At 66.7% G+C, this 13415-nt stretch carries 14 protein-coding genes; 4 read left to right on the forward strand and 10 right to left on the reverse strand.

Features of this window, described 5'->3' with window-relative positions:
- Positions 1-21 precede the first annotated feature (21 nt).
- A complete protein-coding gene (locus tag ASG79_RS02765; RefSeq protein WP_056388290.1) occupies positions 22-1281 on the forward strand; it encodes a glycoside hydrolase family 1 protein in 1260 nt (419 codons plus the stop codon).
- 73 nt (positions 1282-1354) lie between these two features.
- Here the strand turns inward: ASG79_RS02765 and ASG79_RS02770 are convergent, their stop codons facing one another.
- The 3 genes from ASG79_RS02770 to ASG79_RS02780 all read right to left on the reverse strand — a co-directional run bounded on the left by ASG79_RS02770 (position 1355) and on the right by ASG79_RS02780 (position 3025).
- On the reverse strand, positions 1355-2188 hold the full coding sequence (locus ASG79_RS02770; RefSeq protein ID WP_235509715.1) for a nucleoside hydrolase: 834 nt from the start codon (positions 2186-2188) through the stop codon (positions 1355-1357).
- Positions 2189-2266: 78 nt separating this feature from the next.
- A complete protein-coding gene (locus tag ASG79_RS02775) occupies positions 2267-2704 on the reverse strand; it encodes a universal stress protein (protein WP_018770877.1) in 438 nt (145 codons plus the stop codon).
- 36 nt (positions 2705-2740) lie between these two features.
- Positions 2741-3025, reverse strand: coding sequence for a hypothetical protein (locus ASG79_RS02780; RefSeq protein WP_056388293.1), 285 nt, complete (start codon positions 3023-3025; stop codon positions 2741-2743).
- A 212-nt stretch (positions 3026-3237) separates the two neighbouring features.
- On the opposite strand from ASG79_RS02780, the gene ASG79_RS02785 reads away from it, so the two are divergent.
- Complete coding sequence (locus tag ASG79_RS02785; protein ID WP_018770879.1) at positions 3238-3543, forward strand: hypothetical protein; 306 nt, start codon at positions 3238-3240, stop codon at positions 3541-3543.
- Here the strand turns inward: ASG79_RS02785 and ASG79_RS02790 are convergent.
- The gene (locus ASG79_RS02790) at positions 3528-4265 is read right to left on the reverse strand and encodes a GAF and ANTAR domain-containing protein (protein ID WP_223993445.1); all 738 of its coding nucleotides are present in this window, start codon (positions 4263-4265) and stop codon (positions 3528-3530) included. The two genes, ASG79_RS02785 and ASG79_RS02790, sit on opposite strands and share 16 nt — an antisense overlap.
- A gap of 118 nt (positions 4266-4383) precedes the next feature.
- On the opposite strand from ASG79_RS02790, the gene ASG79_RS02795 reads away from it, so the two are divergent.
- Positions 4384-5967, forward strand: coding sequence for a carboxylesterase/lipase family protein (locus tag ASG79_RS02795; RefSeq protein ID WP_056388294.1), 1584 nt, complete (start codon positions 4384-4386; stop codon positions 5965-5967).
- Here the strand turns inward: ASG79_RS02795 and ASG79_RS02800 are convergent.
- The 3 genes from ASG79_RS02800 to ASG79_RS02810 all read right to left on the reverse strand — a co-directional run bounded on the left by ASG79_RS02800 (position 5945) and on the right by ASG79_RS02810 (position 9570).
- Positions 5945-6385, reverse strand: coding sequence for an SRPBCC family protein (locus ASG79_RS02800; protein ID WP_018770882.1), 441 nt, complete (start codon positions 6383-6385; stop codon positions 5945-5947). The genes ASG79_RS02795 and ASG79_RS02800 overlap by 23 nt on opposite strands.
- Positions 6386-6473: 88 nt before the next feature.
- Positions 6474-8114, reverse strand: a complete 1641-nt coding sequence (locus tag ASG79_RS02805; RefSeq protein ID WP_056388296.1) for an amidohydrolase — start codon at positions 8112-8114, stop codon at positions 6474-6476.
- Position 8115: 1 nt separating this feature from the next.
- Entirely contained in the window at positions 8116-9570 is a 1455-nt protein-coding gene (locus ASG79_RS02810; protein ID WP_056388297.1) for an APC family permease, read from the reverse strand.
- Positions 9571-9725: 155 nt separating this feature from the next.
- Here ASG79_RS02810 and ASG79_RS02815 point away from each other — a divergent pair, with 155 nt between their 5' ends.
- Positions 9726-10334 carry a TetR/AcrR family transcriptional regulator gene (locus tag ASG79_RS02815; RefSeq protein WP_018770885.1) on the forward strand — a complete coding sequence of 203 codons (609 nt, stop codon included), beginning with the start codon at positions 9726-9728 and terminating at the stop codon, positions 10332-10334.
- Between the two features lie 24 nt (positions 10335-10358).
- Here ASG79_RS02815 and ASG79_RS02820 read toward each other — a convergent pair whose 3' ends face one another.
- Genes ASG79_RS02820 through ASG79_RS02830 form a run of 3 tightly spaced genes read right to left on the reverse strand, consistent with a single transcriptional unit; the run spans position 10359 to position 13414 of the window.
- Positions 10359-10850: an RpiB/LacA/LacB family sugar-phosphate isomerase gene (locus ASG79_RS02820; protein ID WP_321165282.1), complete on the reverse strand. Its 492-nt coding sequence runs from the start codon at positions 10848-10850 to the stop codon at positions 10359-10361.
- On the reverse strand, positions 10850-12598 hold the full coding sequence (locus tag ASG79_RS02825) for a dihydroxyacetone kinase family protein (RefSeq protein WP_056388302.1): 1749 nt from the start codon (positions 12596-12598) through the stop codon (positions 10850-10852). The genes ASG79_RS02820 and ASG79_RS02825 overlap by 1 nt, the downstream gene beginning before the upstream one ends.
- 42 nt (positions 12599-12640) lie before the next feature.
- Positions 12641-13414 carry an SDR family NAD(P)-dependent oxidoreductase gene (locus ASG79_RS02830; protein WP_056388306.1) on the reverse strand — a complete coding sequence of 258 codons (774 nt, stop codon included), beginning with the start codon at positions 13412-13414 and terminating at the stop codon, positions 12641-12643.
- Position 13415 lies beyond the last annotated feature (1 nt).

The following is a 13415-nucleotide window of genomic DNA, read 5'->3' on the forward strand; positions in this document are numbered from 1 at the left end:
GTCCATCACGAAAGGAACCCCATGACCAACCCGTTCCCCCGCGACTTCCTTTGGGGCGTGGCCACCGCCGGCCACCAGGTGGAAGGCAACAACGTCAACAGCGATACCTGGTTCCTGGAGCACCTTCCCGGAACGATCTTCGCGGAGCCGTCCGGGGACGCCGTGGACCACTACCACCGCTACCGCGAGGACATCGCACTGATCGCCGGCCTCGGTTTTAACAGCTACCGGTTCTCCATGGAATGGGCCCGGATCGAACCGGAGGAAGGCCAGTTCTCGGTGGCTGCGCTGGACCACTACAAGCGGGTGCTGGAAGCCTGCCACGAACATGGACTCACCCCGGTGGTCACGTTCCACCACTTCACGTCACCGCTGTGGCTCCTCCGGATCGGCGGCTGGGAGGGCAGCCGGACGCCCGAACTCTTCGCACGCTACTGCGACCGGGTCATGGCCCACCTGGGTGACCTGATCGGCGTCGCCTGCACCCTGAACGAGCCGAACCTCCCTTGGCTGCTGGAGTCATTCGGCATCGGCGGGGAAGCCCCGGAGAACCGCGGTTCGGTGCCCATCTGGGCGGCCGCCGCCCAGCGCCTGGGCGTGGATGCCAGCACTGTTGCCCCGTTCCAGTTCTGCTCCACGGAGGCGGGGTTCCAGGTCAAGGTGGCGGCGCACCGGGCCGCCACCAAGGCCATCAAAGCCCATCGCCCGGACCTCCAGGTGGGGTGGACCCTCGCAAACTCCGATATCCAGGCGCTGCCCGGTGGCGAAGGGATTGCAGACCGGGTGCGCCGGGACGTCAACGAACGCTTCCTCAAAGCCTCCCGGGGTGACGACTTCGTGGGCATCCAGACTTACGGGCGCACCGTGTACGGCCCCGATGGCCATGCGCCCGCACCGGAGGGCGTGCCCACCAACCAGATGGGCGAGGAAATCTATCCCCAGGCACTGGAGTCCACCATCCGCGAGGCCCAGCGGATCGCCGGGATCCCCGTGATCGTCACGGAGAACGGCCTGGCCACCGAGGATGACACGCAGCGGGTGGCGTACCTGCGGACGGCCGTCGACGGGGTTGCTTCCTGCCTTGCGGACGGCATCGATGTCCGCGGGTACATCGCCTGGACCGCGTTCGACAACTTCGAGTGGATCTTCGGCTACGGGCCCAAGTTTGGCCTGATCGCCGTGGACCGCTCCACCCAGGAACGGACTCCCAAGGAGAGCGCGCGCTGGCTGGGGAACCTGGCCAGGGAGCACGCCGGGGCCGGGGCACCGCAACCCGCTTAAGCGTGGTTCATAATGGCCCGGACTTCCCATGGAAGTCCGGGCCATTCCTCTGCCGCAGGCCTTTTGCCCTTGTCTACGGCCGCCGGGCGTGCAGGTGCAGCTTCGCAAAGAAGTCCGCACGAACCAACCGGCTGTCCACACCCGTATAAATCCGGCGGGACGGCCTCGCGGACGTTTCGGTGAACACCGAGGTGACGTCATCCAGCCCGGTGACCACCAGGGGTGCACTGTCTCCAAGGCACCACACCGGCCCGAATTTCACGAAGTCCGGCACCTCAAGACTGTTGAAGTGCTCCCACAGCCACTCGCCGGCCGGGCCGGCAACCCTGAAGGCATGATCGAGTTCCGCGACGGACGCCACCATCTGCCGGTACGTTTCGGCGGGGAACTGCCAGACTGCGAGCTCCTGGTTCGCCAGCACGAAGTCCGCAGCGGCGGGGTCCGTGAAGTAGTTGTACTCGTCGTCGTTCCGGGCGGCTCCGCCGACCCAGGCAAGCGTCAGCAACCGGGCGATGCCCGGCTCCAGCAGGAGCGCGTCCGCAACATTGGTGAGCGGACCGGCGCACACCAGAATCAAGGGCAGGTCATCCGCGGTCATTGCGGTTTCAATGATCGCGCCCGCCGCAGCGGAGCTCCGTGGTTGGCCGGTAAAAGGGCTGTCCGGTCCGGGATGCACCGCCGCCGGTTCGGGGCGCTCGAGCACCCGGAGCAGTTCCCCGGCCAGGCAGGCGCCCCGCTGGGATCTGCCCTCCGGCAGCCCGAACATCGGATTCGTCAGGGAACTTGTGACGGCTGCGATCCTGTTTGCCGGGGACAGGGCATGGTGGGCCAGTCCAAGCAGGCCGTCGGGGTCGCCGGCCCAGTCGTTGTCGACAATCACGCGGCACCGGGGTTCAATCCGAATCATGTCCATCCTGCAAGCCTTGCAGCGCAGGCAGCATCACACGACGACACTTTCCATTCACCGAAAGGTGGAAGGTCCGTCCTAATCTGCGGCAGGCTCGCGGATGACCAGTACCGGGCAGTGCGCATGGTGGATGGTCTGGTGGGATACAGAGCCGAGCAGCATGCCGGTAAATCCGCCATGGCCCCGGGAGCCGACGACAACCAGGTCGGCATCGCGGGAGGCGTCAATGAGTGCCGCTGCCGGGTTGCCTTCCACGACCCGTCCTGTGATCGTCACGCCCTGGTCCTTGATGCGTTCAAGCTCCGCCTCCAGGATCGCTTGGGCGTCCTTCTGGAAGATCTCGTAGTCCCAGGCGGTGCCCAGGGCATCGCTGACATAAGGGAAGCTCCAGGCGGTCAACGCCTGGACCTCACCTTTGCGCAGCCTGGACTCCTCGATGGCCCAGTCCATTGCCGACCGGGACTGGTCGGAACCGTCCACGCCCACCACGATCCTGAAGCTTCCGTTACCGGCCACGGCTTCCCTTTTCCTGTTGCGGTGGTGCCGGCGGGACTAGGCCTGGCCCGCTGATGCACCGTGTGCCGGAACGGCCACCGTGGAGTGCTTAGGTTTGGCGGCCTGGTGGGGATTCCCTGCTTCCTTGGCACAGTGCAGGCAGCAGTAGATGCCTGCTTGGCTTTCCACGGGGTGGCCCAGGATCCGGCAACCGCAGTGCTCACATGCGGGAGCCATCATGTGGATGGCGCATTCGAAGCTGTCGAACGTGCCTGTCTGGTTCCCCATATTGACGGTGAACATGCGGCCCTCGCTGCTGCCGCAGACATCACATGCGCCCATGGTCTCTGCCTCCTGTTGTGCTCGCCGGGTGTACTCGCCGGCTCCGGACACTCCAGTTGACTGCTTCCGGGAGTTGCCTGCCTAGGGGCAAAGGTCCCACGGCCTGCCTGGGTCAATTCCCCTTGTGGATTTTCCTGGATCATTTCCCATCCACGGTGCCGCCGGTTCCGAATCCCAACCGTAGGAGTGCAACCAAAGGCAAGGACGTGACGATGGATGCCGTGGACCAGCAGGCCCTGACCGGCGCTCTGATAAAGGAGTACCGGCTGGATCTGGCACAGCTGTGGCTGGAGTTCGTTGGGCTGGGCGGGGACGCCTCTGAACAGCTCATCCGGGACTACTGCGCAGGCGAAGCCGCCCTTTCAACGAAGGAACGCGACGCACTGGCGCAGGCTGTCAACGAACACTGCGCTTCCGAAGGCCTGCCGCTACGGGCTCCGCTCAGCGGTTCCGCCCTTTCCACCCTGCAGCCGGAACACCGTGACCCGGAACGGAAGGATCCCTACTCGTCGAAGTAGGTGAAGGTGTCCGCGGCGCCGGCGACTGACGCGACGACGGCGGCCGCAACATCCCGGAGTTTCATGTTCCGCGTGCTGGACGCGTCCCGCAGCAGCTTGAAGGCCGCAGCCTGGCTGCACCGGTTCTGCGCCATGATGGCCCCGGTTGCCAGGTCGATCACGGTACGCGTCTGCATGGCGGCGCTCATGCCGTCCCTGGTCTCTTCCAGCTTCAGCATCCGCAGGGCAAGTGTCAGCCCCTTGGAGGCCTGCCGGACAAACGCTTCCGCGGCACCGATGCCATGGCTGCCAAAGACGAGGGGCTGTGAACAGTGGAACGTAATCACGCCCTGGGAATCGCCTTCCAGCAGCGCGGGGATACTCAATACCGAGCGGAAGCCCTGCTCCTGGACAGCGTGGACGTACTCCGGCCAGCGGTCTTCGCGCCGGAGGTCGGAAACCAGCACTGTCTTTCCTGCCCGCATGGCCGTGGCGCCGGGACCATCGCCAAGCGTGGCCTCCAGCTGGCAGAGGAGTTGTGCACTGCGGTGGCTGCTGGCACATGCCGCGGGTTTTTTGGGCCGCAGCACCACGATTTCGCAGGAGCACACGTGCCCCTCCCCGCCAAGCCGGGCCGCCGCGTAGGCTGCAAGATCCTGGAGAAATGCCTCAACTTCAGGGTTCTGCAGGAAGGACTCCTGGAGATGCAGGGCAACGTCTGCAAAATCCTCGTCTTCAGGCACGCCGGCATGGAGCACGCGTCTTACCTCCCGGACATTGGTTAAAAGCCACACCTCTGTGGCCGCCCACTGCCGAACGGTGATGCCAGCCTACCTTCGCCCGTGTCGTAACCTGTCAACCATGACGCCCCTCTCCACTCCGGACGGATCCGTCCTGGGCAATTCATTTGAGACTGACGGGACCACCGTCCACCGGTTCCTTGGCATCCCCTACGCGGAGCCGCCGTCGGGAAGCAACCGATTCCGCCCGCCGGTACCGGTATCGCCATGGAGCGGGGTGCTTGATTGCACCGCACCTGGCCCCGCCGCGCCCCAGAATCCCGAGTCCCATGCCCCTCCCGGCACTACGCCGCGCACCTGGAGCGAAGAGGCTTGCCTCAACCTGAACATCTGGACGCCGGCAACGGAAGGCCCGGCCAGGCCCGTAATGGTATGGATCCATGGCGGCGCCTACCTCATGGGCGCCAACAGTGACGCAATGTACGACGGCGCCCGGCTGGCGGCTGCGGCGGGCGTGGTGCTGGTATCCATCAACTACCGCCTGGGCGCGCTGGGTTTCCTGCACCTGGCGGACCTGCTGGGGCCCGGTTACGCCGATTCGTCCAACCTCGCCCTGCTGGACCAGCTGGAGGCCCTGCGCTGGATCCGCCGCAACATCGGCGCCTTCGGCGGCGACCCGCACAACGTGACCATCTTCGGGGAGTCCGCAGGCGCCGCAGCCATCGGCACCCTGCTGGGCATGCCGGCGTCGGAAGGGCTCTTCCGCCGGGCCATCATGCAAAGCGGCACGGCCGAGCGCTGCCGCCGGCCGGAGGACTCGGCGCGGATCAGCGCCACATTCCTTGAGTTGTGTGGTTTGGATGCCTCCTCCGCCAACCAACTGCTGACCCTCCCTGTGGAGCGGCTGCTGGAAGCGCAGGCCGCCCTGGAACAGCGTGCTGCGGCGGAGTCCTTCGCGGTTCCATTGCCATTCCAGCCCACGGTGGGCACGCCGTCGCTTCCGTTGCCACCGCTGGAAAGTATCGGCAATGGGGTCAACTTCGGGGTGGACCTGCTGATCGGCACCAACCTGAACGAGGGCTCATTCGCCGTCGAGATGCGCCCGGACACGGGGTCGGACCCGGGCTACCCGGACCGTGCGGCCGCCGTGCTGTGCGGAGCGGGGGTGCCGCCGGCGCTTGCCCCCGGCTATACGGAGGCGCTCACCAGGGTGCTGGGCAGGGAACCGTCAGGCAAGGAACTCCTGGAAGCCGCCATCGCGGATTCCCTTTACCGCCAGCCCAGCAACCGGCTGCTGGACGCGAGGCAGGCGGCTGCCGCAGGCCGGTTGGCCCACGGAGCGACCGGTGAAGGAGCCGCCGGGAAGGACTTCGCCTACCTGTTCACATGGCGCAGCCCGGCCATGGGCGGGAAACTGGGGGCCTGCCACGCCCTGGACATCCCATTCGTCTTCCGGCACCTGGACGCGCCGGAGGCCGCCTTCCTCACACGGGGCAAGGCACCGGCGTCCCTCAGCGACGCCATGAGCCGGGCCTGGGCGGCCTTCGCCGGAACCGGGACACCTGGCACGGAACGCCTTCCGTGGCCGGGAGTTGGAGGGCAGCGGCGCACCATGGTGCTCGACGGCGAGTCCCGGCTTGAAGCCGACCCCCGCCATGAGATCAGGGAGTTTTTCGAAGCCGTCAGGCTGCTGCCAGCGCGTTGAGGGTGTCCCGGATGCCGTTCAGCGCCGGATCCCGCAGCGACATGAAGGCGGGCTTCAGGAGGGGCTGGATGATCTTGGCCGGTCCCTTGATGCTGAACTCGGCCGTGTACTTCACCACCGAACCGGTCCCGTTGGGGGTGACGTCGATGGAATCGAAGGAAGTCACGGTTTTGTTCTCGCCGCGCAGCTTGATGTGGTTGTCGGTCAGCTCGATGACCTCGTAGACCAGGGTCTGGCGCTTCCCCCGGAACTCGGACTCGGCATGGTACTTGTGCCCCACGGCCACCGGCCCCGGGGTGGTTTTGTCCATGACGGGCGTGTTGGGGTCCCACTTGGGGGTGTTCTCGAACTCACTCATGAAGGCAAAGGCCTTCTCCGCGGACAGGTTGGTTTCCACACTTCCGGTGACTGTGATCATCACCCCAGTCTAGGAAGGGGGATCACGTAAGCCCAGCCCCCGCGCGGCGGGGGCTGGGGCAAAACCGCTGGGGCAAAATCCGCCGCCGCTAGCCGGCGACGCCCACGGAACAGTGCTGCAGCAGGCCGTTCACCACAGTGGCCAGCACGTGACCCTGCGCCAGCTCATCAGGGGCCGTTGACAGTGGATCAACGTCGAAAACGGTGAAATCAGCGCGCTTGCCCACCGTTACCGAGCCCGATACCGTCCGCTCCCCTGCAGCTTCGGCCGCGTGCGAGGTGTAGCCTTCCAGCGCCTGGCGTGCTGTGAGCGCCTGGCCCGGCACAATCGGCTGTTCATCCGGGTGGCCCGACCGCCGCCGAAGTTGCGCGTCTGCGAGGATCGGAAGGGGCGGAAAGGGGGCGACAGGCCAATCGGAGCCAAGCGCAAGCGTTACGCCTGCGGACCGGAGGTCAGCGGACCGCCATCCACGGTCCGCCCGTTCTTTTCCCAACCGCCTTGACCAGTTGTCCGTCTGGTCCGCGCGCGAATAGTGGGTGCAGTGGCTGGGCTGCATGCTGGCGATCAGGCCGGAACCGGCGAACCTTTGGATGAGTCCGTCCGGGACCGTTTCAAGGTGCTCGATCCTGTGCGGAGCCCGGGGCAGGTCCGCCGGAAGATCCTCGAACGCTGCCAGCACTGCCGCCACGCCGGCGTCACCGATGGCATGGGTTGCGGTGGGAATGCCCTGGCTTGCGAAGAACCTGATGGCCCGGTTGTACTCCTCCGGGCTTGGCCAAAAGGGTGCGACGGACTGGCCGTGGCTGTCGGGCTCAAAAAGCCAGGCCGTGCCGTTGTCCACCGTGCCGTCCACGAACAGCTTGATTCCGGCCACTTCCCACCGGGAGCCCCGAGCAGTCCTGACCTGCTCCACCAGCCGCCGCCAGTCGGCCTCTCCGCTTCCCGGCATGCACCATGGCGAAACCCGCACGCGCACCGGCAGGCCCCTGCCGCATCCGGCCAAATCGTTCTCAAGGGCGGCAAGGAGCTCCAGGGTTCCCTCCCCGCAGTCCATGACATGGATGCCTGTCAGGCCTGCCCGGGAGAACGAATCAAAGAGCTCGCCCAGCCGGCGCTTCCGTTCCTGGAAAGTCTCCTGGGGCATATGTTTCAGGACCAGGTCCAAAGCCGCGGCTTCGAGCAGGAGACCGGTGGGGTTCCCCCTGCCGTCGCAGACCACTTCGGCTGCCTGGTCGAAGTGCCGTGGCCCGGTGATGCCGGCGGTTTCCAGCGCCGCCGTGCTCGCCAGGGCGGAATGGGCATCGAACAGCCGGATCACGGCCGGGCGGCCGGCCACGACGTTGTCGATCAGCTCCCGGTGCGGCGGCGCTGACCCGAAGGCATTTGGGTCGAGTCCCCAGCCGCGGACCCATTCGCCCGCCGGCGTTGCCGCCGCCTCTGCCCGCAGCAAGGCGCGCACGGCGGCAAGGTCCGTGATGCCGGAGAGGTCGCAGCCGCGTGTCATGTCCAGGCCCATGACGGGGTGGACGTGGCAGTCGACCAACCCCGGGGTAAGGACGGCGTCACCGAAATCGATGACCTCGGCCGGACCCCAGGACTGCGCGTCGCGCCGCGTTCCAACCGCCTGGATGTGCCCGTCCCGGACCGCTACAGCCTGGGGCGCAGGTCCGTTGGGTGTCCCGTCCATGGTGTGGACTGTGCCGGCAAGGATAATGAGGTCAGGATTCATGTCATTCATGTGCTTCGAAGCTTCCAATGCGGTCAAAGGTGGCAGGACGACGGCGGCGCAGCCACCGGGCGGCCAGCAGGCCCCCGGCGAACACCACAGGCGTAACCAGGATCAGGATGGTGTTGGTCAGGGCGTTGGCCGCGGTAAGGAGTTCGATGTTCAGTGCGATGAGGATGACGACGCCGAAGAGCAGGACCGCTGATACGAGGCTGAGCGGGGCGAGGAGTTTGTTGCGGGCAGCAGCAGGGTTCCGGCGGAGGTACAGGAATGCTGCCACGGACACCAGCCCCTGGAGGCCCACGATGCCGAAGATGCCCGGGGTGTTCACCCAGATCAGGAGGTGCTGGTACGGGTCCGCGTTCAGGATGGCGCAGACAGTGATGACCACCGCTGCCAACAGGGTCTGCAGCTGCCCGGCACGGTGCGGTGACCTGAACCGGTGGTGCGTGCGGCCGAGGAACGCCGGCAGGACCCCGTCCCTGGCCAGCATGTAGACATAGCGGTTGATGGCGTTGTGGAACGCCAGTTGTGATGCGTAGACGCTGGTGACGATCAGGACGTACATGGCAGTTTCAGCCCAGGGTCCCACATACTGCCGTATGGTCTGGAAGAACATCCCGCCGGACAGTTCGCCAGCGGCTTCCACCACCTGGTCGTCGCCAAAGGCCTGGATGACGGCCCAGACGATGAAGGCATAGAACACGGACATGAAGCCCACCGCGATGTACATGGCGCGGGGAACGGACTGATCCGGGTTGCGGGCTTCGGAGCGGTACAACACCGTGGATTCAAAGCCCATGAAGGCGGCGAAGCAGATGCCCAGGATTGCCAGGACGCCAGGTCCAAAGGCCTGCCCGGGGCTGAAGGAGCCCAGGCTGATACCGTGTGCGCCGCCGCTGCTGAGGATGCCCACGCCCATCACGCCGAGAATGCCTGTTTCCGCGACCAGGAGGACGCCGAGGACTTTGGCGCCCACGTCGATCCCCCGGTATCCCAGGAACCAGACGGCCGCGACGGCGATGAGGGCAATGGCGGGCCACGGAACCTCAAGCCCAAAGAGGACCTGCAGCATGTCATGCGTCTGGACGGCGAAGAGCCCGTAGACGCCGATCTGGAGGCAGTTGTAGGAGATGATCGCAAGGATGGCGGACGCCAGCCCCACGGTCTTTCCCAAAGAAATCGAGATGTAAGTGTAGAAGCCGCCGGAGGCTTTGACGTGGCGCGTCATCGCCATGAAACCGATGGCGAAGAGGGTCAGGACGATGCCCGCCAGGAGGTAACCGGCAGGGGCGCCGATGCCCGCTACTCCGATCGCCACCGGGGCCACGCCCGCCATCACTGTCAGGGGTGCCGCAGCCGAGATCACCAGGAAGGCTATGCCTCCGGTGCCCAGGGCATTGCGCTTGAGTGCGCCATCCACGGACGGCGCAATTGGTTTTGTTTTGGTCTCGGGCACAGCTCTGTCCTTTCCTTGAAGCCCACTTAAACGAAAGGCTTTCGTTTAGTATGGGACCAAGTGGTCCAGAGCACAATAGTTTTGCCGGCACGGGCGGATATGTGTCAGCCCGCTAGGCTGGAGCCGATGTCCAAGAGCTGCAGTGAGGAGAACCGATGGGCCGCCCGCCCCTCCCATTGATTTCCGTGGAGGCCCTCACGACGGCCGCACTTGAACTGGTGGACCAGAGCGGGGATTTCAGCTTTCCCAAACTCGCCAGGAAGATCGGCGTGAGTCAGTCCTCGATCTACAACCACGTCTCGGGACGGGACCAGATCCTGGAACTGCTCAGGCACCGCATCATCACCGAGGAGCCCTATCCGCCGGTGGACCATGAGGACTGGGAAGGTGCCCTGCGGATCCTGATCCGCGCCTACCGGGACGCCTTTGCCCGCCATCCGCGGCTGGCACCCCTGATGGTGCTCCAGTCCATTACCGACCCCGAGGTCATCGGGCTTTACGAGGACCTCGCGCTTGCCTTGGAGGCTGCCGGTTTCCGTGGCCGGGACGTGGTGTCGGCGATTTCCACGATTGACAGCTTTGCGTTGGGCGCGGCCCTGGATCTGGCCGCGCCGGACGTCGTCTGGGATCCGCCGGCGGAGGGCTATCCCACGCTCAAGCGCGCCGTCAGCCATGCCGGCCCTCCGGCGGAGCGCGGCAACCATGCGTTCGACTTCGGGCTCGACGTCATCATCGGAGGGCTCCGCGCGAAGCTGGACGGGTAAGCCCGCCCAGCTTCAGCGCCAGCGCTAGCAGCCCTCAAAGTCGGTGAGGACCTTTACCTTCCCGGCGGAGGCCGACGTCGGATCGAACGTGTAGCCGATCCATTCCTTCGCAAGCCGCCGTGCGAGCTCGATGCCCACCACGCGCTGGCCCATGGTGAGCACCTGGCAGTCGTTGGACAGGATGGAGCGTTCCACGGAGAAGGAGTCGTGGGCAGCGGTGGCGCGGATGCCGTCCACTTTGTTCGCAGCGATCGCCACGCCGATTCCGGTGCCGCAGAAGAGGATGGCCCGGTCAGCGGCACCGTCCCGGATCATCTCGCCGGCTTTGATGCCCACGTAGGGGTAGGGCCTGGTGAAGTCGTCCGGGGCGTCGCTTCGGTTGACGCCGATGTCGAGGACCTCGCTGACCCGGGGGTCGGTGCGCAGGTCCGCCAGGATCTTGTCCTTGTAATCGACGCCGGCCTCGTCCGCGCCGACAATGAGCCGCAGCCCCATGGTGTTTCCTCTCGTTGCCATTACTTCGCTGACGCCTGCGCAGTGGCAGCGGTTGCGCGGGTGAAGTGCGGCCCCATCACGGCGAAGACCATCGCCAGGGAGGTTGCACCGGGGTCCGGCGTGCCCAGGCTCTTCTCGGCCAGCGGGCGGGCACGGCCCTTGAGCGGAAGGAGGTCCGCGGTGGCTTCCGCCGCAGCAGCGGACTCCTGCGCGGCTTCCTGCCATGCACGGCCCGTTTCCACGCCCTCGGCCACTGCGCGGCTAAAGGCGGAGGCGAAGGGCAGCAGGGCATCCACCATGGTCTTGTCGCCTGTTTCGGCCTTGCCCAACTGGATGATCCGGTCAGCGAATGCGGTCACGGCTGCCGCAAGCGCACCTGGTTCGGGCGCGGAAGAGTTACCCAGCGTCTCGCCAAATGCACGCAGCGCCGCTCCCCACAGGACGCCGGAGGTGCCGCCGGCCTTGTCCGCCCAGGCATCACCGGCAGCGGCAAGCACATCACCGGCGCCGGCCCCGCCAGCCAGGGCATCCGACGCTGCGGCGGCTGCCGCATCCACGCCGCGCACCATTCCCCGGCCGTGGTCGCCGTCGCCGGCAATAGCATCCATGCGGCCCAGCCGCTCTTCGGCGTCGTGCAGCGACGCGCGGGCGGCTTCAATGGCCGCTACGCAGGCCGCGGCATACCCGCGGGAGGACTCGGTGGCGACGAACGCAGCAGCGGCCGCGCCGCCGTCGGACGTTTCCTCAACGCCACGGGCCCCAGCCTCCAGGGCCGCGTTGCCACGGCGGTAGGCGGGCGTCTCCGCAGGGGCAACCCACAGCCGCTCAAGTTCCTCATCCAGCCAGGTGACCGTGAGCGAGACGCCGGCCATGTCCAGGCTGGTCACCAACTCGCCCACCTCGGGCATCACCAGCGTGTAGCCGGCCGCGCGGAGCAGCGGCGCCACGGCTCCCCAGAGGACAAAGAGCTCCTCATGCTTCGTGGAGCCGAGGCCGTTGAGGATGACGGCGATGCGCTTGCCGGCGTGAGGTGGCGTTTCAGAGAGCACCCGGGACACCAGTTCCTGCCCGAGGTCCTTCGCCGAAGGCAGGTCCGTGTCGTGCAGGCCGGGCTCGCCGTGGATGCCCAGGCCCAGGCCCATCTGCCCTTCGGGCAGCGTGAACAGCGGTGAGTCGGCGCCCGGGAAGGTGCAGCCGGCAAACGCGCTGCCGATGGTCCGCGTCAGGTCGTTGGCCTTGCGGCCCAGCCGCACCACCTCCGCGAGGTCCGCGCCGTTGTCCGCCGCCGCCCCCATTACCTTGAACACGGTGAAGTCACCGGCGATGCCACGGCGCTTAGCGGATTCCGACGGCGGGGCGCTGGCGATGTCGTCCGTCACCAGGACGTTCTCCACCGCGATGCCCTCGGCGGCCAGGCGTTCGCTGGCCATGCCGAAGTTCATCACGTCGCCGGCGTAGTTGCCGTAGGTGAAGACGACGCCGGCGCCGGACTCCGCGGCCTTGGCCACCGAGTAGGCCTGCTGCGCGGAGGGCGAGGTGAAGATGTTTCCCACCACCGCGCCGTCGGCGAAGCCGGCGCCTACCAGCCCGGCGAAGGCGGGGTAGTGCCCCGAGCCGCCGCCGGCCAGGACGGCGACTTTGGGCTGCGCCGGCCGGTGCCGGCGGACAGCGCCACCGGGAACCTGCCGGACCAGGTCGGAGTGGACGTCGCAGAAGCCTGCCAGGGCCTCCTCGGCAAACTCTGAGGGGTCATTGAAGATTTTGGTCATGGGGGTTCTCCGGCATCCGGGGTGGTCTGGGAGCTGTTGCTGCTAGTGGATGTGGCTGCCGCCGTTGATGTCGATGGTTGTGCCGGTGAGGTAGGCGGAGTCCTCGGAGGACAGGAAGGTGATGACGGAGGCCACTTCTTCCGTGGTGGCGTTCCGGCCCAGCGGGATGCCCGCGTTGATGGCGGCTTCCTGCTCCTCGGTGCTGCCCACGCGGATGTTGGTGTCCACGGCACCCGGGGTGATGGCGTTGACGGTGACGCCGGTGGCGCCCAGTTCGCGGGCCAGGGCCTTGGTGAATCCCAGGATGGCTGCCTTGGCGGCGGAGTAGGGGACCTTGCCAAAGACGCCGCCGCCGCGCTGGGCGGAGACGGAGGACATGTTCACGATCCGGCCCCAGCCGTTCTCGATCATCTCCGGCAGGAACGCCTTGGTCACCAGGTAGGTGCCGGTGGCGTTGACGTCCATGACCTTGCGCCACAGCTCAAGGGTGGTTTCCAGGAACGGAACCGGGGAGGTGATGCCGGCAATGTTGGCCAGGGCGCCGACGGGCGGGAGGTTGCCGGCGGCCACCTCTGCGGCGACGGCGGCCTGGGCTGCGCTGACGGAGGCTTCGTTGGCGACGTCGATCTCGTGGCCGAAGGCGGGAACGTTGAATTCATTGCCGATCTCGGCTGCGACCTTGGCGGACTTCTCGCCGTCAAGGTCCAGGATGACGATGCCCCAGCCCTCACGGGCGTAGCGGCGGGCGGTGGTGATGCCGATGCCCCGGTCCGAAGTTGCTCCGGTGAGGACGGCGGTGCGCTGGATGGCGGTCATG

The organism is Arthrobacter sp. Soil761 (genome assembly GCF_001428325.1).
In the GTDB taxonomy this organism is placed as follows: Bacteria; Actinomycetota; Actinomycetes; order Actinomycetales; family Micrococcaceae; genus Arthrobacter.